At 59.4% G+C, this 21,122-nt stretch carries 15 protein-coding genes, 2 tRNA genes, 3 rRNA genes and 1 other RNA gene; 7 read left to right on the top strand and 14 right to left on the bottom strand.

From position 1 onward, the window contains the following. Positions 1-3 precede the first annotated feature (3 nt). Positions 4-432, bottom strand: a complete 429-nt coding sequence (mraZ, locus tag VDP79_RS04325) for a division/cell wall cluster transcriptional repressor MraZ (protein WP_323016976.1) — start codon at positions 430-432, stop codon at positions 4-6. A 394-nt stretch (positions 433-826) separates the two neighbouring features. Here mraZ and VDP79_RS04330 point away from each other — a divergent pair, with 394 nt between their 5' ends. Beyond that, positions 827-2,176: an ABC transporter substrate-binding protein gene (locus tag VDP79_RS04330; RefSeq protein WP_323016977.1), complete on the top strand. Its 1,350-nt coding sequence runs from the start codon at positions 827-829 to the stop codon at positions 2,174-2,176. Positions 2,177-2,322: 146 nt separating this feature from the next. After that, complete coding sequence (gene alkB / locus VDP79_RS04335; RefSeq protein WP_323016978.1) at positions 2,323-2,973, top strand: DNA oxidative demethylase AlkB; 651 nt, start codon at positions 2,323-2,325, stop codon at positions 2,971-2,973. A 3-nt stretch (positions 2,974-2,976) separates the two neighbouring features. Here the strand turns inward: alkB and VDP79_RS04340 are convergent, their stop codons facing one another. From VDP79_RS04340 to rnpB, 5 genes are all read right to left on the bottom strand, one after another. Then, positions 2,977-4,182, bottom strand: a complete 1,206-nt coding sequence (locus VDP79_RS04340; RefSeq protein WP_323016979.1) for a branched-chain amino acid ABC transporter permease — start codon at positions 4,180-4,182, stop codon at positions 2,977-2,979. Positions 4,183-4,193: 11 nt separating this feature from the next. After that, on the bottom strand, positions 4,194-5,267 hold the full coding sequence (locus tag VDP79_RS04345; protein ID WP_323016980.1) for a branched-chain amino acid ABC transporter permease: 1,074 nt from the start codon (positions 5,265-5,267) through the stop codon (positions 4,194-4,196). A gap of 4 nt (positions 5,268-5,271) precedes the next feature. Then, positions 5,272-5,979, bottom strand: a complete 708-nt coding sequence (locus VDP79_RS04350; RefSeq protein WP_323016981.1) for an ABC transporter ATP-binding protein — start codon at positions 5,977-5,979, stop codon at positions 5,272-5,274. Then, a complete protein-coding gene (locus VDP79_RS04355; RefSeq protein WP_323016982.1) occupies positions 5,960-6,790 on the bottom strand; it encodes an ABC transporter ATP-binding protein in 831 nt (276 codons plus the stop codon). Before VDP79_RS04355 ends, VDP79_RS04350 begins: the two co-directional genes overlap by 20 nt. A 166-nt stretch (positions 6,791-6,956) precedes the next feature. Next, an RNA gene (rnpB, locus tag VDP79_RS04360) (RNase P RNA component class A) lies at positions 6,957-7,358 on the bottom strand. 163 nt (positions 7,359-7,521) lie between these two features. On the opposite strand from rnpB, the gene VDP79_RS04365 reads away from it, so the two are divergent. Beyond that, on the top strand, positions 7,522-9,354 hold the full coding sequence (locus tag VDP79_RS04365; protein ID WP_323016983.1) for an ABC-F family ATP-binding cassette domain-containing protein: 1,833 nt from the start codon (positions 7,522-7,524) through the stop codon (positions 9,352-9,354). On the opposite strand, the gene pyrC is transcribed toward VDP79_RS04365, so the two are convergent. Continuing rightward, positions 9,351-10,424 carry a dihydroorotase gene (gene pyrC / locus VDP79_RS04370; protein ID WP_323016984.1) on the bottom strand — a complete coding sequence of 358 codons (1,074 nt, stop codon included), beginning with the start codon at positions 10,422-10,424 and terminating at the stop codon, positions 9,351-9,353. The genes VDP79_RS04365 and pyrC overlap by 4 nt on opposite strands. A 170-nt stretch (positions 10,425-10,594) precedes the next feature. Between pyrC and VDP79_RS04375 the strand changes: the two genes are divergently transcribed. Next, positions 10,595-10,867, top strand: a complete 273-nt coding sequence (locus VDP79_RS04375; protein WP_323016985.1) for an SWIB/MDM2 domain-containing protein — start codon at positions 10,595-10,597, stop codon at positions 10,865-10,867. Positions 10,868-10,971: 104 nt separating this feature from the next. On the opposite strand, the gene VDP79_RS04380 is transcribed toward VDP79_RS04375, so the two are convergent. From VDP79_RS04380 to VDP79_RS04410, 7 genes are all read right to left on the bottom strand, one after another. Further along, complete coding sequence (locus VDP79_RS04380; protein WP_323016986.1) at positions 10,972-11,340, bottom strand: hypothetical protein; 369 nt, start codon at positions 11,338-11,340, stop codon at positions 10,972-10,974. Between the two features lie 139 nt (positions 11,341-11,479). Next, positions 11,480-11,592 (bottom strand): 5S ribosomal RNA (gene rrf / locus VDP79_RS04385). A gap of 217 nt (positions 11,593-11,809) precedes the next feature. Beyond that, a 23S ribosomal RNA gene (locus VDP79_RS04390) occupies positions 11,810-14,698 on the bottom strand. Between the two features lie 359 nt (positions 14,699-15,057). Next, positions 15,058-15,133 (bottom strand) — tRNA-Ala (locus VDP79_RS04395). Positions 15,134-15,233: 100 nt separating this feature from the next. Then, positions 15,234-15,310: transfer RNA gene (locus tag VDP79_RS04400), tRNA-Ile, on the bottom strand. A 98-nt stretch (positions 15,311-15,408) separates the two neighbouring features. Continuing rightward, positions 15,409-16,949 (bottom strand): 16S ribosomal RNA (locus VDP79_RS04405). Together the 16S, 23S and 5S rRNA genes with 2 tRNA genes alongside form the textbook arrangement of a ribosomal RNA operon. A gap of 625 nt (positions 16,950-17,574) precedes the next feature. Beyond that, on the bottom strand, positions 17,575-18,060 hold the full coding sequence (locus VDP79_RS04410) for an Lrp/AsnC family transcriptional regulator (RefSeq protein ID WP_323016987.1): 486 nt from the start codon (positions 18,058-18,060) through the stop codon (positions 17,575-17,577). A 120-nt stretch (positions 18,061-18,180) separates the two neighbouring features. On the opposite strand from VDP79_RS04410, the gene VDP79_RS04415 reads away from it, so the two are divergent. From VDP79_RS04415 to dksA, 3 genes are all read left to right on the top strand, one after another. Beyond that, positions 18,181-19,164, top strand: coding sequence for a nucleoside recognition domain-containing protein (locus VDP79_RS04415; RefSeq protein WP_323016988.1), 984 nt, complete (start codon positions 18,181-18,183; stop codon positions 19,162-19,164). 166 nt (positions 19,165-19,330) lie between these two features. Beyond that, on the top strand, positions 19,331-20,443 hold the full coding sequence (locus VDP79_RS04420; protein WP_323016989.1) for a GTP-binding protein: 1,113 nt from the start codon (positions 19,331-19,333) through the stop codon (positions 20,441-20,443). A gap of 78 nt (positions 20,444-20,521) precedes the next feature. After that, entirely contained in the window at positions 20,522-20,962 is a 441-nt protein-coding gene (gene dksA / locus VDP79_RS04425; protein WP_323016990.1) for an RNA polymerase-binding protein DksA, read from the top strand. Positions 20,963-21,122 lie beyond the last annotated feature (160 nt).

Consider the following 21,122-nt stretch of genomic DNA (forward strand, 5'->3'; position numbering starts at 1 on the left):
GACTCAGAAAGAAATCTGCTCAAGGATCGCAGGATCCAGCTGGCCGACGTCCTGCAGGCTGCGAGCTTCCCATTGCACGCGATCCCACAGTTCGAAATGCGAGCCCAGACCCAGCAACATGACTTCGCGCACAAAACCTGCGGCATCGCGCAGTTCGGGGGCCACCAGAATGCGGCCGGCGCTGTCCATATCCACGTCCTGAGCACTGCCCAGCAGCAATCGCTGCAAAGGCCGGGCGACCGCTGGCAAGGCAGCGATCTGGGCGCGTTTGATTTCCCAGGTGGCGCGCGGATACAGCATCAGACACCCGTCAGGGTGGCGCGTCAGGGTCAGGCGCCCTTGCTCTTCGGTCAGCAAGACGTCACGATACCGGGCCGGAATCGACATCCGTCCCTTGGCATCCAACGTCAACGCACTGCTTCCCTGAAACACGGGGGGCGCCCTCCCACTTCATGACACAAAAAGCTACTTTGCCCCACTCTACGGGATACCATTCCACCGGTCAAGGAGAAAATCCAAACTTATTCAATGACAACAAGCACTTACAACTGTTATCGACATTTTCCCCAGAAATAAACATCTGAAAAATCAATACATTGCAAAACAAACTGAATGTCCTTTATGAGCAAGGGGCGATTCAATGCCGGCCCGGTGGTATCAAAAACCTGCGCCAATCCCCGATTGACATGCAACAGGCCAGCCGATGTAATGAAACAAGGCTCTCCCGAGAGCTGCTGTATCGGCACCCCAGGTGCCAGACTCGAAAGCATCCGAGCCTTCTTCGTGTTTGCCTGACTTGTGCTAGCCAACCAAAAGGAGTTCCCTCATGTCGGATCACCCGTCCCACCCCGCATCCCGCCGCCAGTTCCTGTTCACGCTGGGGGCCGCCGGCGGCACGCTGGTACTTAGCAACACCTTGCCGTTTTCCCGCGCCCTGGCTGCGGGCGCACCGCCCGCCATCAATCTGGGGCAGGTCCTGCCCATGACAGGCTCTGCAGCTGAATTCGGCCCCTATTACCGCGACGCGGTCGGACTGGCGGTCAACCAGATCAACACGGCGGCCAAAGAAGTCTTCGGCGGCCCCATCATCGCCAATCACGTCACGGCCGATAGCGCGACGCTGCCCACCGTCGGCGTTCAGGCAGCCCGGCAAATGGTCGACACCCAGCACACGCCAGTCATCATCAACGGCTGGTCCAGCGGGGTCACCGTCGCCATCGCCACGTCTGTCTCCATCCCGTCCGGCGTGCTGCAGATCGGCAACGGCACGACTTCGCCGCTGGTCAGCGTACTGCCTGCCGACGCCAAGGCCGATCTGCTGTTTCGCACCAGCGCATCCGATGCCATGCAGGGGGTCGTGGCCGCCCAGTTCGTCAACGGCGAAATCGATCCCAACTACAAATTCAAACGCGTCTCCACCATCTATATCAACAACCCCTACGGACAGGGTCTGTCCCACGCCTTCGCCAATGCCTTCCAAAAACGCGGCGGCACGGTCCTGGCACAGGTCCCCCACCCCGAAGAAGTCCAGCCCACCTATAAATCCATGCTGTCCCAGGCGCTGAAGGACAAACCCGATCTGCTGCTGATCGTCAGCTACCCGGCGCACACCATCGCGATCTGCAAAGAATCCCGCGATACCTTCAGCTTCACCAAATGGCAATTCACCGATGGCAACGCCAGCGTCGACATCATCAAGGAAGTCGGCGTGCAAAACATGGACGGCCTCTATGGCACGGCCCCCGGCGAAGACACCAGCACGCAGTCCTACAAGGATTTCTCCAAGACCTTCCTGGAAACCTACAAATACGACCACTTCCCGCCGTTCACCACCTGCTCCTATGATGCCGGCATGGTGGCGGGGCTGGCCATGGCGGCAGCCGTCGCCGGCGGAGCCAGCGACGCGTCGAAGATCACCGGCACGGTCCTGCGCGACGAATTGCGCAAGGTCGCCAACCCCCCTGGGGATATGATCGACGGCGGCGACCAGGCCCGGGTCACTGCCATGCTGCAAGCGCTGAAGGACAAGAAAAAGATCAACTACAACGGGGTGGCCGGCCCTTGCGATTTCGACAAGAACGGCGACGTCATCACGCCAGTCAACATCTGGAAATACACCGGCGACAAGATCGAGACCGTCAAGATGGTGGCTGCCAAAGACATCCCCGCCGCCTGAAGGCGTTCTGCAACACAGCCCGCCGCACCATGAGCTGAACCAAAGCCATCGGGCGGCGGGCGCCAAGAGGCCAGGGTCTGAATCCGATCTCTCACCGGATTCAGACCTTTTCCTTTGGTCTTGACGCTTCGCGACACGGAACCAGCATGCATACGCTCGATCTTTTCGAGGCCACAGAACAGAATCTGGATCAGCGCCTGGGGCCTGCCGCCATCGTGCTGCGCGGATTCGCCCTGCCGGATGTGCCAGCGCTTATACCCGCCCTGGACATCATCTGCCAGCAGTCGCCGTTTCGGCTGATGGTGACGCCCGGCGGCTTCACCATGTCGGTGGCGCTGACAAACTGTGGCGCCCAGGGATGGACCAGCGACCGGCGCGGCTACCGCTATACCCGCATCGACCCCGACACGGGCGCCCCTTGGCCGATCATGCCAGAGGTATTCGCCAGGCTGGCGAACAGGGCGGCAACGGCTGCGGGTTTCGACGATTTCGAACCCGATGCCTGCCTGATCAATCGGTACCTGCCCGGCAACCGGCTTTCATTGCATCAGGACAAGAATGAACGCGACTACGACGCGCCCATTGTGTCCGTCTCGCTGGGGATGCCGGCAAGGTTTCTGTTCGGCGGCCATGCGCGCAACGCCCCCACCGTCAAGGTACCGCTGCATCACGGCGACGTGACAGTATGGGGCGGGGTCGACCGGCTGCGCTATCACGGCGTGCTGCCGCTCAAAGACGAACCTCATGCGCTGCTGGGCAGCCAGCGCATCAATTTCACTTTCCGCAAGGCGGGGTGACGATCAATCCTCGGGCACGTCCTTCAGGAACCGGGACACGCGTTTTTTCTCGGGCAGGATGCCTTGTGGCCGATACAGCACGATCAACGCCAGCAGCAAGCCGACGAACGCCCAGCGCAGGAAGGCCATGCGGGAAGCGACATCGGGCGCGACCCCCTGCAGGGCGACCTGCAGGTAATCCGTGACGAAGCCCGTGCCGCTCCAGACGGCCCAGATGACGAAAGCCCCCAGAATGGCCCCCTTGTTGTTGCCGCTGCCCCCCAGCATAAGCATCACCCAGACCAGGAAAGTCGCGAACAAGGGTTTGAAGTGGCTGTAGTCGATCGTCACCATATAAGGCGCATACAAGGCGCCTGCCACACCGATGACCACGGCGCCCAGCACAAAGGACTGCACCCGCAGGGATTTGACGTGCTTGCCGTTCATGGCGGCGGAGTCTTCCTCGTCGCGGACTGCGCGCAGCGCCCGCCCCCAGGGGGATCGCACCATGGCTTCCAGGACGATATACACCACTGCCAAGCATAGCGTGACGATCACCAGGTATAGATAGCTGTAGTCTCTGGGCTGCATGGCCGACAGCGCCTGGCCCACGAAGGCAGGCAGCCAGCTGCAGCCGTCCGCATCAAAGACGCAGGTCAGGGGCTGGGTGATGCCCGACAGCGGTTGCGGTCCATTGGCCAGCCAGCGCTCATTCTGAAAGATCAGCCGGATGATCTCGGCGATACCCAGGGTGGCGATCGCCAGAAAGTCGGCGCGCAGATGCAAAATCGGCTGGGCGATCAGATAGCCCACGACCCCTGCCATGATGCCGGCCGCCGCCACCCCTACCAGGAAAGGAGCGTCCAGACCGAACCATTGCTGCGCATACGCCGCCATCGCCCCGGCCGGCGGCGACATGACGAACAAGGCCATGGTGAACGCCCCCACGGCGAAGAAACCCGCAATCCCGAAATTCAGATGGCCGTTATATCCCCATTGCGCGTTCAGACCCAAGGACAGAATCGAGTAGATGATCGCCATGATGCTGAACGACACCAGGTAATCCATGATGCCCGGCAGCCACCCGGCAATGCCGAACGCCAGGACACACCCCAGGGCCAGCGCCGCCAGCAGCCGCACCGGCCAACGCCAATGGGAAAACAGCAGGCATCCCAGCAAAAAAGCGGGGACCAGCAGGAAGCAGGCTTTTAGCAGATGCAGAGAGTCCATGACGCGTGCTCCTAGCGTTGAGCGAACAGGCCCTGGGGCCGCATCAGCAGCACCAGCACCATCAGGACGAAGGCGACCGCAGGTCCGTAGGCCGGATTCAGGAAGGCGGAGGTCAGCTGCATGGCGATGCCGATGATGATGGCGCCCACCAAGGCCCCCCAGGCGCTGCCGATCCCGCCCATGATGACGGCGGCAAACAGCGGCAACAACAAGACGAAACCCATGTCCGGGCGCATCTGCGACGCCAGGCCGTACATGACGCCGCCGACGGCCGCCAGGCCGGCGCCGATGGCCCAGGTCCAGGCGATGACCTGTTCCGTATTGATGCCGCGCACCTGAGCCAGGTCCGGGTTGTCGGCGGTCGCCCGCATGGCCTTGCCGATGCGCGTGCGCGTCAACATCCAATACAGCAGCACCACCAGGACCAGCGCCAGGGCAAAAACGAATAGCTGGTCGGCCTGCAAGCGCAATCCCAGGGGCAGGGACAGGGCCGGGTTGGATCTCCCCGAATAGTAAAAGTGGAAATCCGATCCCCAGATCAGATAGACGATGCCGCGCAGCAGGAATTCCATGCCCAGCGACGCCATGGCCAGCAACACCAGCGGCGACTGGTGTCTGCGCAAGGGGCGATACAGCCAGCGGTCGATCACAATCGCCACCGCAGCCGTGACGACGGCCGCCAACAACAGCCCGATCAGCAATTCCCATCCAAAGGAAAACCGCCAGATCGGATTGGACTGCGGCAGGACCAGCACCATCCCATAGGTGACATAAGCCCCCAGCGTCAGGAATTCGCCGTGAGCGAAATTGGGAAATTTCAAAACCCCGTAGCACAGAGTCAGGCCGATGCCCCCCAGGGCGATGATGCCGCCCAGCATCACCCCCCATGCCGTCAGGGACAACATTTCCTGGGCGCTGGTGCCCGAGAGCCAGCCGGCGATCCACATGCCCGCCAGGACCAGCGCCAGGACGCCTCCGACAAAACGGCTGCTGCGCGCGCCGCCGGAGTCGCGCGCATCGACGACGGCGGTATCGGTATCTTCCGGGGATATGCCGGGTACTGCGGATTGTGCTGTATCGACCATCGAATCACCCCCCAAGATAGAGACGCCCGACATTGGGGTCGTCGAGCAGGTCGCGCCCGGAACCCTCGTGACGGTTTTCGCCATTGGCCAGGACATAGCCGCGATGCGCCATGCTCAGGGACTGCCGGGCATTTTGTTCGACCATCAGGACGCCGATGCCGGCCTCGTTGATGCGCGCAATGCGTTCAAAAATTTCATCGACGAGTTTGGGAGACAAAGCAGCGGTCGGCTCATCGAGCAGCAGCAATTTGGGATTCATCATCAAGGCGCTGCCCATCGCCACCATCTGCCTTTCGCCGCCCGACATCTTGCCGGCCAGCTGCCGCCGGCGCTGGCGCAGCTTTGGAAACATGTCGTAGACACGATCCTTGTGCTGACTGAGATCGGCCGCCCCCAAGGGGAACGCCCCCATTTCCAGGTTTTCTTCCACGGTCAGCGACGTGAAGACATTGGCGACCTGGGGCACATAGCACATGCCCAGGCGCACGATCCGGTGCGGCGCCACCTGGGTGATGTCATGACCATCGAAGTGTATCGACCCCTGACGTGGGTGCAGCAGGCCGAACACGGTCTTCATCAATGTGGATTTACCGGCCCCGTTGGGGCCGATGATGGATACGACCTCATCGGCCTCGACGACGAGTGACAGGCCGCGCAGGATCTCGGTGTCTCCGTACCCTGCCGTGACGGCATCAACCTGCAGCAGCGGCATATTGCCCCCCCAGATAAGCTTCCAGCACCGCCTGATTGTTGCGCACGGAGGCGGGATCGCCCTCGGCCAGCTTGCGGCCTTCGCTCATGACGACCACCGGATCGCAAAGACTCATGACCATGTTCATATCGTGCTCGATCAGCAGGAACGTAATGCCGCGGTCCCGGACCAGAGACTGGATATTGGCAATGATGCTTTGCAATAGAGTGCGATTGACCCCGGCAGCGGGTTCGTCCAGCAAAATGATCTGCGGATCGGCCATCAGCATCCGCCCCATTTCCAGCAGCTTTTTCTGGCCGCCGGATAAATTGGCCGCATATTCATGTTGAACATGGGTCAGCTGCAGATATTCCAGGACTTCGCGCGCCTTGTGCAGATGGCGGGATTCTTCGGCCTGCACCTGCCCCGGACGGAACATCGCGTTCCACCAGCGTTCGCCCGATTGCCCCGGCGGCACCAGCAACAGGTTTTCCAGGACGCTCATGGTGCCGTGTTCGCGTGGGATCTGGAAAGTGCGGCACAGGCCGCGAGCGAATATCTGGTCGGGGCGCAGATGAGCGATATCCTGGCCATCCAGCAAAATACGCCCTGAATCGGGCGGAATGAAGCCGGTGATCAGGTTGAATACGGTGGTCTTGCCCGCGCCATTGGGACCGATCAAGCCGGTGATGGTGCCGCGTTCCACCTGGAAGGAACAATGATCCACGGCCCGCAGGCCGCCAAAGCTTTTCGCCAGATCACGGACTTCAAGCAGCGGATGTTGCTGATTGGCGTCCGTCCCCGACAGGGACGTTGCTGTCGAATCTGTCACCGATGTCTCCTGCTGGATTTCCACAAGGAATCCGGCCGGCGTACCTGGCGAGTGCATCCGCACAGGCCGTCGGTTCGAAAGGTGCTTCAGAGTATCACAGCGTGCGCAGCGTCCGTATGCGCATAATTCCCTATACGGACGCCCTCATGGCGCTGCGGCAAAAAAGAAGCGGAACAGATCTGTAGGCCGGATTTTGTACGCCGGGTCGCCCCGGCGGGCAATCATTCCTCTGGGCAGGCCATTGCTGGACTGCTCTAGCCATCTACCCGCATGCTCGGGCGGGCCGCCCTGTCGGCACGAAGCCGGCGCATGCCTATTTGATGTTGCTCCCGATAGAGGTTGCCGCGTTTCACCCTGCCACGCCCTGTGCGGACAAGCCGACAGGCAGTACGGAGTCGCCGTACCGGAGTGCCGCCCGAAAGCAGCACCCGCGTAGCAGACTCGTCTCTGTGGCCCTATTCCTCAGCTTGCCCCGTAGGGGTCGCCGGACGGCCGTTAGCCGCTATCGCGCCCGATGGAGTCCGGACCTTCCTCGATGCCTAGACACCGCGATTGCCCGATCTGCCCCGCCCCGGCATTGTACGGCAAGCCCGAGGCCCGCTGCATGCAGACCGATGCCCGGGCAATGGCCGCCTCAAACTGCGACAATAGAGCCTGACCCCTGGCGATATGACGGCTTTCTGACCAACGCCCGGCTCGACTCCGATTTCCCCGACGTTCGCACCGATTCCATGCCCGATACGATTCTTGCCCTGACCCAGGCTCAGCTGGCCTATGGCCACCATCCCTTGCTCGACCATGCCGATCTGGCCTTGCTGCAGGGCGAACGCATTGGCCTGATCGGCCGCAATGGCGCGGGCAAATCCTCTCTGCTGCGCATTCTGGACGGTCGCACCCAGCTGGACGACGGCGAGATCCGCCGGCAAAAGGGCCTGCGCATCGCTACCGTCGAACAAGAGCCCATCCTGCCGGAAGACCAGACGGTCCAGCAGGTGCTCCAGGGCGACATGCTGGCCTCTGAAGACTGGGCGCGCGGCGCGCGCGCCGCATCCCTGATCGACACGCTGGGCCTGGATCCCGATCTGCTGATTGCAGGCCTGTCGGGCGGCACCCGCAAACGGGTCGCTCTGGCCCGCGCCCTGGTCGAGGAACCCGACCTGCTCTTGCTGGATGAACCCACCAACCACTTGGACTTCAACGGCATCGCTTGGCTGGAAGGCCTGCTGGCCGCTTCCCGCCTGACCATCGTGCTGATCACCCACGACCGTCGCTTTCTGGACGCCGTGGCCACCCGCATCATCGAGCTGGACCGCGGCCAGCTGCTCAGCTTTCCGGGAAATTTTTCCGCCTGGCAGGCCCGCAAGGCCCAATGGCTGGAAGCCGAACAGCAAGCCAATGCCCGCTTCGACAAAATGCTGTCCCAGGAAGAAGTCTGGATCCGCAAAGGCGTCGAGGCCCGCCGCACCCGCAACGAGGGCCGCGTGCGACGCCTGGAGGCCCTGCGCCGCGAACGCACCGCCCGCCGGGACCAGCAGGGCCAGGTCCGCTTTTCTCTGGCGGACGGCCAACGATCTGGCAAGCAGGTGGCCGAACTGCAACAGGTCACGCACGGTTTCGGCGGCGAGCCGCTGATTCGCGACTTCAGCACCCTGATCCTGCGCGGCGACCGGATCGGCCTGATCGGCCCCAACGGCGCCGGCAAAACCACGCTGCTGCGCATCCTGCTGGGGGAACTGCAGCCGGACCAGGGAACCGTGCGCCTGGGCACCAATCTATCCATCGGCTATTTTGACCAGATGCGCGACCGCCTGGATGAATCCGCCACGCTGGCAGACACCATCAGCCCGGGCAGCGAATGGGTGGAGATCGGCGGCCAGCGCAAGCACGTCATGAGCTACCTGGAAGACTTCCTGTTCCCCGCCGCCCGCGCCCATTCCCCCGTCAGCAGTCTGTCGGGCGGTGAACGCGCCCGCCTGGCCCTGGCCCGCATGTTCGCCCAGGCCCATAACATCCTGGTGCTGGACGAGCCCACCAACGACCTGGACATCGATACCCTGGAACTGCTTGAAAGCCTGCTGCAGGACTATGCAGGCACGGTCCTGCTGGTCAGCCACGACCGCAGCTTTCTGGACAATGTCGTCACCCAGACCATCGCGGCTGAAGGCCGGGGACACTGGCAGGAATACGTGGGCGGCTATGCCGAATGGGAAGCTCAGCGTCCGCGCAACACACCGGCGCCGGCGGACGATACCCGCAAGACCGCCCTGGCCGACACGGCTGCTGCCAAACCCGGCGCGCCATCCGCTGCCGGCGATGCGTCTGCCAAAACGCGCAAGAGCCGTCTGGCCCCCTGGGAGGCCGACGAGCTGGCCGGATTGCCGGATCAGATCGCTGCGCTGGAAGCCGAACAGGCGCAACTGGCTGCTGCCTTGTCCGCACCGGACCTGTACCGCGACGGCGCAGACGAAGCCGAGCGCATCCAGCAGGCCCTGCAAACGCTCTCAGAACAGATGGACGCGCTGTTCGAGCGCTGGACCTCGCTGGAAGACAAGCGCGGCGATTAGGCGCGCAGCCGCCACGCCAGGGATTCCCCCGCCGCCAGCGGCACGACCTCGGCGTCTGCCAAAGGCAGGGTGGCCGGAATCTGCTCCGCCACCTGCTCCAGCGTCAGCGTGGCTGCATTAGGCGGCAAGCCATAGAAAGCCGGCCCATTCAGGCTGGCGAAGGCCTCCAGGCGATCCAGACGGCCCGCTGCATCAAATGCCGTTGCATACAGCGCCATGGCATGGCGGGCGGTGTAGCAGCCCGCACAGCCGCAATCCTGCTCTTTCGCCCCCTTGGGGTGCGGGGCGCTATCGGTGCCCAGAAAGAAACGCGCCTCGCCGCTGGTCGCGGCATCCAGCAGCGCCAGACGATGACGTTCGCGCTTGAGCACCGGCAGGCAATACCAGTGCGGACGCAAGCCGCCTTTGAACAAGGCGTTGCGGTTGTACAGCAGATGGTGGGCCGTGATCGTGGCCGCCACCGGCCCGGGCGCCTCGCGCACATAGGCCACCCCCTCAGCCGTCGTCAGGTGCTCGAAAACGACCTTCAGAGCCGGGTAGGCCTGCCGCAAGGGCCGCATCACCCGATCAATGAAGACCGCCTCGCGGTCGAACAGATCGACATCGGGGTCCGTGACCTCTCCATGCACCAGCAAGGGCATGCCACAGTCCTGCATGGCGTCCAGCGTGGCGCAGCAATGCTTCAACAGATCCGTCACGCCGGCATCCGAATGCGTCGTCGCACCGGCGGGATACAGCTTCACCCCGTGGATAAACCCCGAGTCCCGCGCACGGCGGATTTCATCGGGTGCGGTCCTGTCGGTCAGATACAAGGTCATCAGCGGCTCGAAGCTGTCTTCCGGCGCCCCCGCCTGCCGCAGCGCCGCCAGTATCCGGCCCCGATAGGCTTGCGCATCCACCGTCGTCACCACGGGAGGCTTCAGGTTCGGCATGATGATGGCACGACCGAACTGCCGGGCGGAATCCAGAACCACGCTTTGCAGCACGGCCCCGTCGCGCAGATGCAGATGCCAATCGTCAGGACGGATCAGCGTCAAAGTCCTGGGGCCGCCGCCCTGGTGGGGCTGCATCACATGGCTCTGAGGGCCGGCTGCGGCGCCTGAGGGCAGCCCAGGCGAAGTCGTGTCTTGAGTCACTGGCTGAGTTCCTTAAATATTTTTCACTGCTTTGCTTTGTCTTTGGGGGAAACACGCGGTAAGCTTCGGGGGCTATTCACTCAATCAAGTAGGAGCCTGTATTCATGGCAACCACCGAAAAGTCCGGGCGCAAGCCCAATGCGGCTTTCATGAAGCCCCTGACGCCCAGCGCCACCCTGGCTGCGGTTATCGGCAACGACGCCGTCCCCCGCACCGAAGTGACCAAGCGCATTTGGGACTACATCAAGAAGCACGACCTGCAAGACCCTGCAAACCGTCGCAACATCAATGCGGACGCCAAACTGCGCCCTCTGTTCGGCAAAGATCAGGTGTCGATGTTCGAACTGACCAAGCTGGTCAGCCAACATCTGAAATAAGTTGAATTCGCGTCAGACCCGCCAGGGCCTGACGGCGGGTGATCCCACGATCACCCGCGCCGGGCAGATATCCAATCCGACCGGTCGCTAGTCCTGCCGTCCGCCTACAGACCAGGCAGGGGGGTTTCCCCCGCACAATGCGCCAGCCAGCCCTTGGCCAGGCGATAGATGATCCAGATCATGGCGATCACGCCCGTGGCGAAGCCGATGAAGATCACGGTGGCGACGGCACTGAGCGCCAACCACAGCAAACCCCACCAGAACGTACGGATGATCCAGTCGATGTGGCCGGCATAGACCGTCCCCACCATATCGCCGCGTTTCAGGTAAGCCAGGACGACAGCGGCAATCGCCGCAGCCCCCAGAATTCCCGCTGACAGAATCCCCGCCGCGAACAAGGCATACATCAAATGAATGAGCTGGCGTTGCGTCAGCCCTTTGTCGGTCCCGGGGGTATCGTCATCTTGTGTCATGAAACCTCCTGCTGGGGCGCCGGCGCGCCGCTGTTCAAGTAGATTTCATTCTAACTGTTTTTCTGAGGCTAAAGCCTTCCGGCGCATCAAAGGACAAAGCCCCTGCAGAGGATATCTGCAGGGGCTTTGCGGTATAGAAGCCTGACGATGACCTACTTTCACAGGTGTCCACCCACTATCATCGGCGCGAAGGCGTTTCACTGTCCTGTTCGGGAAGGGAAGGAGTGGGGCCACCTTGCTATGGTCGTCAAGCATAACTGGTTGTGGTTCAGTCTGGGACTGGACCACCAATTTGGAAGAAGCACACGTGGCAGCGATGCTGCTGTTGATGCGCCGTCTTTGGGACGGGCTGCATTGTAGCAGATTTGCGGCACACGGTTTGGGTTGTTCTTGGCGTTTCAATTAAATCGGCGTACACACGATCCTCTATTCGCTTGGAGTCAGCCAATTGGCCAACCTGCAAGGTTATAGGATCAAGCCGCACGGGCAATTAGTACTGGTTAGCTGCACGCATTACTGCGCTTCCACACCCAGCCTATCAACGTCCTGGTCTCGGACGACCCTTTAGGGGGGTCAAGCCCCCGGGATACCTAATCTTCAGACGAGTTTCGCGCTTAGATGCCTTCAGCGCTTATCTCTTCCGTACATAGCTACTCGGCAATGCCATTGGCATGACAACCGATACACCAGCGGTACGTCCACTCCGGTCCTCTCGTACTAGGAGCAGGCTCCGTCAAGTATCCAACGCCCACGGCAGATAGGGACCAAACTGTCTCACGACGTTTTAAACCCAGCTCACGTACCTCTTTAAATGGCGAACAGCCATACCCTTGGGACCGGCTACAGCCCCAGGATGAGATGAGCCGACATCGAGGTGCCAAACACCGCCGTCGATATGAACTCTTGGGCGGTATCAGCCTGTTATCCCCAGAGTACCTTTTATCCGTTGAGCGATGGCCCTTCCATACAGAACCACCGGATCACTATGACCTGCTTTCGCACCTGTTCGACTTGTCAGTCTCACAGTCAAGCACGCTTATGCCATTGCACTATCAGCACGATTTCCGACCGTACCTAGCGTACCTTCGTACTCCTCCGTTACACTTTAGGAGGAGACCGCCCCAGTCAAACTGCCCACCATGCACTGTCCCCAACCCGGATAACGGGCCAAGGTTAGAACCGCAAACAGACCAGGGTGGTATTTCAAGGTTGGCTCCACTGCATCTAGCGACACAGTTTCAACGCCTCCCACCTATCCTACACAGGCCGGTTCACAATCCAATGCAAAGCTACAGTAAAGGTTCATGGGGTCTTTCCGTCTAGCCGCGGGTAGATTGCATCATCACAAACATTTCAACTTCGCTGAGTCTCAGGAGGAGACAGTGTGGCCATCGTTACGCCATTCGTGCAGGTCGGAACTTACCCGACAAGGAATTTCGCTACCTTAGGACCGTTATAGTTACGGCCGCCGTTTACCGGGGCTTCGATCAAGAGCTTGCACCCCATCACTTAACCTTCCGGCACCGGGCAGGCGTCACACCCTATACGTCGACTTTCGTCTTGGCAGAGTGCTGTGTTTTTAATAAACAGTCGCAGCCACCGATTCACTGCGGCCCCTTCATGCTCAGCGCGCAGGCGCTTCACACTACAAGGGCATACCTTCTCCCGAAGTTACGGTATCAATTTGCCGAGTTCCTTCTCCTGAGTTCTCTCAAGCGCCTTGGAATATTCATCCCGTCCACCTGTGTCGGTTTGCGGTACGGTCTCGTGAGACTGAAGCTTAGAGGCTTTTCCTGGGACAACTTCCGATCAGTCCAGAGACCTAAGTCTCTGTCCAGCCACACCCTTGAATTACGCGCCCGGATTTACCTAAGCGCCTTCTATGATGCAGCAACGGGGACATCCAACACCCCGATGATCTTGCAGCCATCCGTCCCCCCATCGCATCTCACGACGGTGCTGGAATATTAACCAGCTTCCCATCAGCTACGCATCTCTGCCTCGCCTTAGGGGCCGACTCACCCTGCGCCGATGAACGTTGCGCAGGAAACCTTGGACTTACGGCGAGGGGGCTTTTCACCCCCTTTATCGCTACTCATGTCAGCATTCGCACTTCTGATACCTCCAGCAGACCTCTCGATCTGCCTTCGCAGGCTTACAGAACGCTCTCCTACCGCGTGCAATAAATTGCACACCCGCAGCTTCGGTAACTGGCTTGAGCCCCGTTACATCTTCCGCGCAGGACGACTCGATCAGTGAGCTATTACGCTTTCTTTAAAGGGTGGCTGCTTCTAAGCCAACCTCCTGACTGTCTATGCCTTCCCACTTCGTTTCCCACTTAGCCCGTTTTAGGGACCTTAGCTGGCGGTCTGGGTTGTTTCCCTCTTGAGTCCGGACGTTAGCACCCGGTGCTCTGTCTCCCACACTGTACTTGCCGGTATTCGGAGTTTGCCATAGGTTGGTAAGTCGCCATGACCCCCTAGCTATAACAGTGCTCTACCCCCGGCAGTAATCATGTGAGGCACTACCTAAATAGTTTTCGGAGAGAACCAGCTATCTCCAGGCTTGTTTAGCCTTTCACCCCTATCCACAGTTCATCCCCTAATTTTTCAACATTAGTGGGTTCGGTCCTCCAGCACGTGTTACCGTGCCTTCAACCTGACCATGGATAGATCGCCTGGTTTCGGGTCTACACCCAGCGACTGAATCGCCCTATTCGGACTCGCTTTCGCTACGCCTTCCCTATTCGGTTAAGCTTGCCACTGAATGTAAGTCGCTGACCCATTATACAAAAGGTACGCAGTCACCCCACAAGGAGGCTCCTACTGTTTGTATGCATACGGTTTCAGGATCTATTTCACTCCCCTTCCGGGGTTCTTTTCGCCTTTCCCTCACGGTACTGGTTCACTATCGGTCGATTACGAGTATTTAGCCTTGGAGGATGGTCCCCCCATGTTCAGACAGGATTTCACGTGTCCCGCCCTACTTGTCTGACGCTTAGTTCCACATTCCAATTTTCGTCTACAGGGCTATCACCATGCTACGGCTGACCTTTCCAGATCATTCGACTAATTGAAGTGCTAAATCGTCAAGGCTCATCCGGTTTCGCTCGCCGCTACTACCGGAATCTCGGTTGATTTCTTTTCCTCGAGCTACTGAGATGTTTCAGTTCACCCGGTTCGCCCCGTACACCTATGTATTCAGTGTACGGTACAGCATCGCTGCTGTGGGTTTCCCCATTCGGACATCTGCGGATCAAAGCTTGTTTGCCAGCTCCCCGCAGCTTTTCGCAGGCTACAACGTCCTTCGTCGCCTGTAATCGCCAAGGCATCCACCATATGCACTTATTCGCTTGATCCTATAACTTTGCAGGTTATAGGAATATGAGTTTCGCGTGTTTGTGCCGTTCAATTCCATTAAAGGCCAACCAGAATCCAATCCATAGGATTTTCTTCTGTTTGAATCTTAAGAACATTTGAACAATTGATTTTGCAATCACAACCCGTAAATTACCCATCATCGACAATAAAGTCGATTCATGATATTTACATTGTTGTGCTTCTTCCAGATTGTTAAAGAACATGGTACTTCTACTGCCTGAACACCCGAAGATGTTCATTCAGTCAGCAATGCCCTGAACACCTGATAACAGGCCCCAAGACATTCTTGACTGATCGATCGTGTCCACCTGCCGCATTCACATCAGACCCACCGCAATGGTGGAGGATGACGGGATCGAACCGACGACCCCCTGCTTGCAAAGCAGGTGCTCTCCCAGCTGAGCTAATCCCCCGTTTTCAGCCTTATCGCTGAAAATGCCCCCACGCTGCGCCTGCGGCTTGCTGCCCCCCGAGGGGGCGCTTTTGCCTTGGGGCGGCCCGGCGGCAAAACCGTGGTGGGTCAAGATGGATTCGAACCATCGACCCCCGCCTTATCAAGACGGTGCTCTAACCGACTGAGCTACTGACCCCTTAAGTCTGCGTGACTGCAGGCCTGGACTTCAGACCATGTACTACCAACAGCCGATAAGCGTGGACGCTACAACAACAAGCACACAAGCTTGCTCTTAAAGGAGGTGATCCAGCCGCACCTTCCGATACGGCTACCTTGTTACGACTTCACCCCAGTCATGAATCCCACCGTGGTAAGCGCCCTCCTTGCGGTTAGGCTACCTACTTCTGGTGAAACCCACTCCCATGGTGTGACGGGCGGTGTGTACAAGACCCGGGAACGTATTCACCGCGACATGCTGATCCGCGATTACTAGCGATTCCGACTTCACGCAGTCGAGTTGCAGACTGCGATCCGGACTACGATCGGGTTTCTGAGATTGGCTCCACCTCGCGGCTTGGCATCCCTCTGTCCCGACCATTGTATGACGTGTGAAGCCCTACCCATAAGGGCCATGAGGACTTGACGTCATCCCCACCTTCCTCCGGTTTGTCACCGGCAGTCCCATTAGAGTGCTCAACTAAATGTAGCAACTAATGGCAAGGGTTGCGCTCGTTGCGGGACTTAACCCAACATCTCACGACACGAGCTGACGACAGCCATGCAGCACCTGTGTTCCGGTTCTCTTGCGAGCACTCCCTAATCTCTTAAGGATTCCAGACATGTCAAGGGTAGGTAAGGTTTTTCGCGTTGCATCGAATTAATCCACATCATCCACCGCTTGTGCGGGTCCCCGTCAATTCCTTTGAGTTTTAATCTTGCGACCGTACTCCCCAGGCGGTCAACTTCACGCGTTAGCTGCGCTACTAAGGTTAATAAACCCCAACAGCTAGTTGACATCGTTTAGGGCGTGGACTACCAGGGTATCTAATCCTGTTTGCTCCCCACGCTTTCGTGCATGAGCGTCAGTATCATCCCAGGGGGCTGCCTTCGCCATCGGTATTCCTCCACATCTCTACGCATTTCACTGCTACACGTGGAATTCTACCCCCCTCTGACGTACTCTAGCCCGGTAGTTAAAAGTGCAGTTCCAAGGTTAAGCCCTGGGATTTCACACCTTTCTTTCCGAACCGCCTGCGCACGCTTTACGCCCAGTAATTCCGATTAACGCTTGCACCCTACGTATTACCGCGGCTGCTGGCACGTAGTTAGCCGGTGCTTATTCTGCAGGTACCGTCATTAGCCCAAGGTATTATCCCAGGCCGTTTCTTCCCTGCCAAAAGTGCTTTACAACCCGAAGGCCTTCATCGCACACGCGGGATGGCTGGATCAGGGTTTCCCCCATTGTCCAAAATTCCCCACTGCTGCCTCCCGTAGGAGTCTGGGCCGTGTCTCAGTCCCAGTGTGGCTGGTCGTCCTCTCAAACCAGCTACAGATCGTCGCCTTGGTAGGCCTTTACCCCACCAACTAGCTAATCTGATATCGGCCGCTCCAATAGTGAGAGGTCTTGCGATCCCCCCCTTTCCCCCGTAGGGCGTATGCGGTATTAGCTGACCTTTCGGCCAGTTATCCCCCGCTACTGGGCACGTTCCGATATATTACTCACCCGTTCGCCACTCGCCACCAAGAAAGCAAGCTTTCTCGTGCTGCCGTTCGACTTGCATGTGTAAAGCATCCCGCTAGCGTTCAATCTGAGCCAGGATCAAACTCTTCAGTTTAATTCCTGTAATCGTAGTTTCTTGTCCCCGAAGGGACGGAAAGCTACGTTCGCTATGCATCACTCAAAAGAAATGACTAAGTTTGGTTTAAACCTTACTTCTTCATTTCTATCTATGTGAGCACTTGGTATAACATGTGTGCATTTCCGAACAATGCGCGATTCGTGAGAATCAGCGTACTGCCGGGCTGTGCTGCCTGTTATCAAGCGCCCACACTTATCGGCTGTTAAGTTTTTAAAGAACAAATCTGCGTGAAGCAGAGAAACGAGATTATGAAGAAGTTTTTTGTTCTTGTCAAATCGCTGTCGGGGGAAAATCAACATCGGTAAACCGGTGAAATCTCTACCCTTCCAGCAATCTGACCAGAAGATCTTCATCCTCTCGTCGAGCCTGCCATTAAAACACATCTGCATTTCAATGTCAAACCTGACTGCATCCAACCGAAGCCGGATCTTCGTCACCAACATCGGTCATCAATCGGGCTTTTCACCTACAAATCAATGACTTCTGCTTGGCTTGCCTCTGATTAAAACCAGAGGATTTCAGGGTTAACCCTGGGTGCCCAGCGGCGAAGAGACCGAACTATAGCACGCTTTTTTAAACGTGCGCAAATCGTTTGGAAAATTTATAGCGAGACCGGCAGTTCGGTGGTCTCTTTGATGGATTGCAAGGCGAAACTGCTGCGGATATCCACGACGGCAGGGTGGCGCATCAGCGTATCCATGGCAAAGCGTGAGAAGGCGGACAGGTCCGGCACCTGTACGCGCAACAGATAGTCCATGTCGCCGGACATGGCATAGCACTGCATGACTTCGGGCCAGCCTTGCACGTCCTTGGCAAAACCGGAGATCGCGCTGTGTTCGGCGCGGTGGGTTTTGTCCAGACGGACGGATATATAGGCCAGCAAGCCCAGGCCCAGCCGTTCCGGGTCGGCCAGCGCAACATAGCGGCGGATATAACCCTGCTCTTCCAGACGCTTGACCCGCCGCAGGCAGGGGCTGGGCGACAGATCGACCCGCTGGGCGAGTTCTTGGTTGCTGATACGGCCATCCTGCTGCAGATGCGTCAGGATGAGTCGATCGATCTGGTCCAGGTCCTCGGCAGGCGTCATGGGGTTCCACATATAGATAAAGAATCTCGAAGGCTTCCAGAATAGAGGCAGGACGGCTGCATGGCAATCAGGGACTATTCCCTGTAAAGTCGGCGTCTCGTTCACCGAGGCCGTCTCACGATGCTTCACTATCTGAATACCATCCGCCAGCGCAGCACGCGTATGTTCATGACCATCGCCCGCATCATGGTGCCGGTCATGGTCATTGTCTATATAGCAGACCGTGTAGGCCTGGTGCGGCTGGCGGGCGAAGCCCTGGCGCCCGCCATGGCCCTGCTGGGCCTGCCTCCGCAAGCCGGCATCATCTGGGTCACCACGGTCATCACCAATATTTACGGCGGCATGGCCTCGATGGCCGCGCTGTCAGACAGCCTGCAGATGAACGTGGCCCAGATCAGCGCCTTGGGCGCCATGATGCTGTTCGCCCACAATGTCCCCACCGAACAATCCGTCGTCCGCCGCGCGGGCGCCAGCGCCCTGGTCACGGGTGGACTGCGGCTGGTGGTCGGTATTCTGTATGGCGCCGCCGTAACGTGGACATGCCAGGCGCTGGGCTTGCTGCAGGACCCGGTGTCGTTTGCCTGGATGGGCCAGGATGCAAGCCTGACGCAGGGACCGCCGGATGTCATTACCTGGCTGCTGTCCACGCTGCAATCCTTGCTGCTGGTGCTGGTCGTGATCATCGGCATGGTAATTCTGCTGGATTTGCTGGAACGACTGGGCTTCACTCGCCTGGTGACCCGCCTGCTGACCCCGGTGCTGCGCCTGTCCGGTCTGGAAGAACGCGCCGCCCCCCTGACGACCGTGGGCGTGCTGCTGGGCCTGGCCTATGGCGGCGCCCTGATCATCGACGCCGCGGAGCGCGAGGACTTCAGCCCCCGCACGCGCCTGCTGGCCCTGTCCTGGCTATCACTATGTCATGCGCTGATCGAAGACACTCTATTGATTCTGGCCCTGGGCGCCAACATCTGGGTGATCCTGGTACTGCGCGGACTGCTGACCCTGGGCATCCTGGCGATGATCGCCGCCCTGACGCAGCCCCACACCCGCTGGGGCAGGCGTCTGGCCGCCCAGGCGACGCGCACATCCACCCGGACGCGCTGAGGCCTCAGCCCAATCGGCGCTTGTTCCCGATCAAGTTTGCCCTAAACCCCGGCCTATGATGTAATCGCATGCTGATCGCTCGAACCCCTTGACAAGGACCGCAAAGCCGGTATGACATTCCGGCAGACGGCATCACCGGGACAGCGCATCGCATCCGAGGTCATTCATGAACGCTGCCAATCCTGCCCAAACACCTGATTCCATGATCCCCGTCACCGTGCTGACGGGATTTCTGGGGGCGGGCAAAACCACCCTCTTGCGCCGCATCCTGACGGAATTCCATGGCCAGCGCATCGCCGTTATCGAAAACGAATTCGGCGAGGAAAACATCGACAACGATCTGCTGGTGCAAGACCGCGACGAGCAGATCGTCGAACTGAGCAACGGCTGCGTCTGCTGCACGGTGCGCGGCGACCTGATCCGCACCCTGCACGATCTGGCCGCCCGCCGCAAAGATGGCGGCATCCGGTTTGATCGCGTCATCATCGAAACCACCGGCATGGCCAACCCCGGGCCGGTATGCCAGACCTTTTTCATGGATGACGACATCGCCGAGACCTATCGGCTGGACGCCGTCATCACGGTGGTCGATGCCAAACACGGCATGGCCGCCCTGGACCGCCAGGAAGAAGCGCAGCGCCAGGTCGGCTTCGCCGACCGCATCCTGATTTCCAAGAAAGACCTGGTCAACGAGGCCGACTACGAAGCCCTGCGCAGCCGTCTGGTGCGCATCAATCCCCGCGCTTCGATCACGCCCGTGCATTTTGGCGAAACCGACCTGCATACGCTGCTGGACGTCAGCGGCTTTGATCTGGACGCGATCCTGAATATCGACCCCGCCTTCCTGGCGGAAGAAGAAGTCCACGATCACCACGGCCACGATCATGATCATGATCACAAGCACGATCATGACGAAGACGACCATGTCTGCGGCTCGGGCTGCACGCATGACCACCATGACCATCACCACGCCCATCACAGCGACGACATCGGCGCCTTTGTGTTCCGATCCAAGCGGGCTTTTGATCCAGAGCGCCTGGAAGACTTCCTGGGCGGCATCGTCCAGGTCTATGGCCCCGACCTGCTGCGCTACAAAGGCATCCTCTATATCAAGGGCATCAACCGCCGCATGATCTTCCAGGGCGTGCACATGATGATGGGCGCCGAACCCGGCGCCCCCTGGAAAGCCAGTGAAAAACCGAATACCCGGCTGGTGTTCATCGGCCGTAAACTGCCTCAGGACATCTTTACTCAGGGGCTCGAACAATGCCTGGCCTGACCGCCCACCCCACGCTGCCCCGCTGTACTTTCGGGATGCGGACGACAGGCCCCGGCTCATAATAAGGAAGGACACAACATGGCTAGCAAATCCAGCGCCAAATCCGCGCCCAAGACCATGACAGAAAAAGAACTGTTGGCGATGCCCGAACAGGACTACATGAATGCCGCCCAGCTTGCCTTCTTCCGAGATCGCCTGCACCAGCTCGAACATGAAATCCTGACCAATGCGGGCGCCACCACTGAAAACCTGCGTGAAACCCAATATGTCCCCGACCCGGCCGACCGCGCCACCATCGAGGAAGAACACGCACTGGAACTGCGTACCCGGGACCGCGAACGGAAACTGCTGAAAAAGGTCCAGCAATCCATCTCCCGCATCGATGCCGGGGAATACGGCTGGTGTGAAGAAACCGGCGAACCCATCGGCATCGCCCGCCTGCTGGCGCGGCCCACGGCCACGCTCTCGCTGGAAGCTCAAGAACGCCGCGAAATGCGGCAAAAGCTCTACGGCGACTGAGCATTCCAGACGCACCGGACGCTTGACGGACAGCTCTTGCCCCCTGAGGGGCAGGAGCTGTTTTCATATCCCCTGCCGGATCGGAACATCCCCGGCATCCCTTGAACTTCAGCGCCGCCATCCCCATCTGCTAGGTCTTGGACCAAGAGAACGCCATGGA

The organism is Castellaniella sp. (assembly GCF_034675905.1).
Classification (GTDB): Bacteria; Pseudomonadota; Gammaproteobacteria; order Burkholderiales; family Burkholderiaceae_B; genus Castellaniella.

Coding starts and splice junctions, on each gene's coding strand:
- VDP79_RS04330 (WP_323016977.1), top strand. CDS start 827: ATGTCGGATCACCCGTCCCACCCCGCATCCCGCCGCCAGTTCCTGTTC.
- alkB (WP_323016978.1), top strand. CDS start 2,323: ATGCATACGCTCGATCTTTTCGAGGCCACAGAACAGAATCTGGATCAG.
- VDP79_RS04340 (WP_323016979.1), bottom strand. CDS start 4,182: ATGGACTCTCTGCATCTGCTAAAAGCCTGCTTCCTGCTGGTCCCCGCT.
- VDP79_RS04345 (WP_323016980.1), bottom strand. CDS start 5,267: ATGGTCGATACAGCACAATCCGCAGTACCCGGCATATCCCCGGAAGAT.
- VDP79_RS04350 (WP_323016981.1), bottom strand. CDS start 5,979: ATGCCGCTGCTGCAGGTTGATGCCGTCACGGCAGGGTACGGAGACACC.
- VDP79_RS04365 (WP_323016983.1), top strand. CDS start 7,522: ATGCCCGATACGATTCTTGCCCTGACCCAGGCTCAGCTGGCCTATGGC.
- pyrC (WP_323016984.1), bottom strand. CDS start 10,424: ATGCAGCCCCACCAGGGCGGCGGCCCCAGGACTTTGACGCTGATCCGT.
- VDP79_RS04375 (WP_323016985.1), top strand. CDS start 10,595: ATGGCAACCACCGAAAAGTCCGGGCGCAAGCCCAATGCGGCTTTCATG.
- VDP79_RS04380 (WP_323016986.1), bottom strand. CDS start 11,340: ATGACACAAGATGACGATACCCCCGGGACCGACAAAGGGCTGACGCAA.
- VDP79_RS04410 (WP_323016987.1), bottom strand. CDS start 18,060: ATGACGCCTGCCGAGGACCTGGACCAGATCGATCGACTCATCCTGACG.
- VDP79_RS04415 (WP_323016988.1), top strand. CDS start 18,181: ATGCTTCACTATCTGAATACCATCCGCCAGCGCAGCACGCGTATGTTC.
- VDP79_RS04420 (WP_323016989.1), top strand. CDS start 19,331: ATGAACGCTGCCAATCCTGCCCAAACACCTGATTCCATGATCCCCGTC.
- dksA (WP_323016990.1), top strand. CDS start 20,522: ATGGCTAGCAAATCCAGCGCCAAATCCGCGCCCAAGACCATGACAGAA.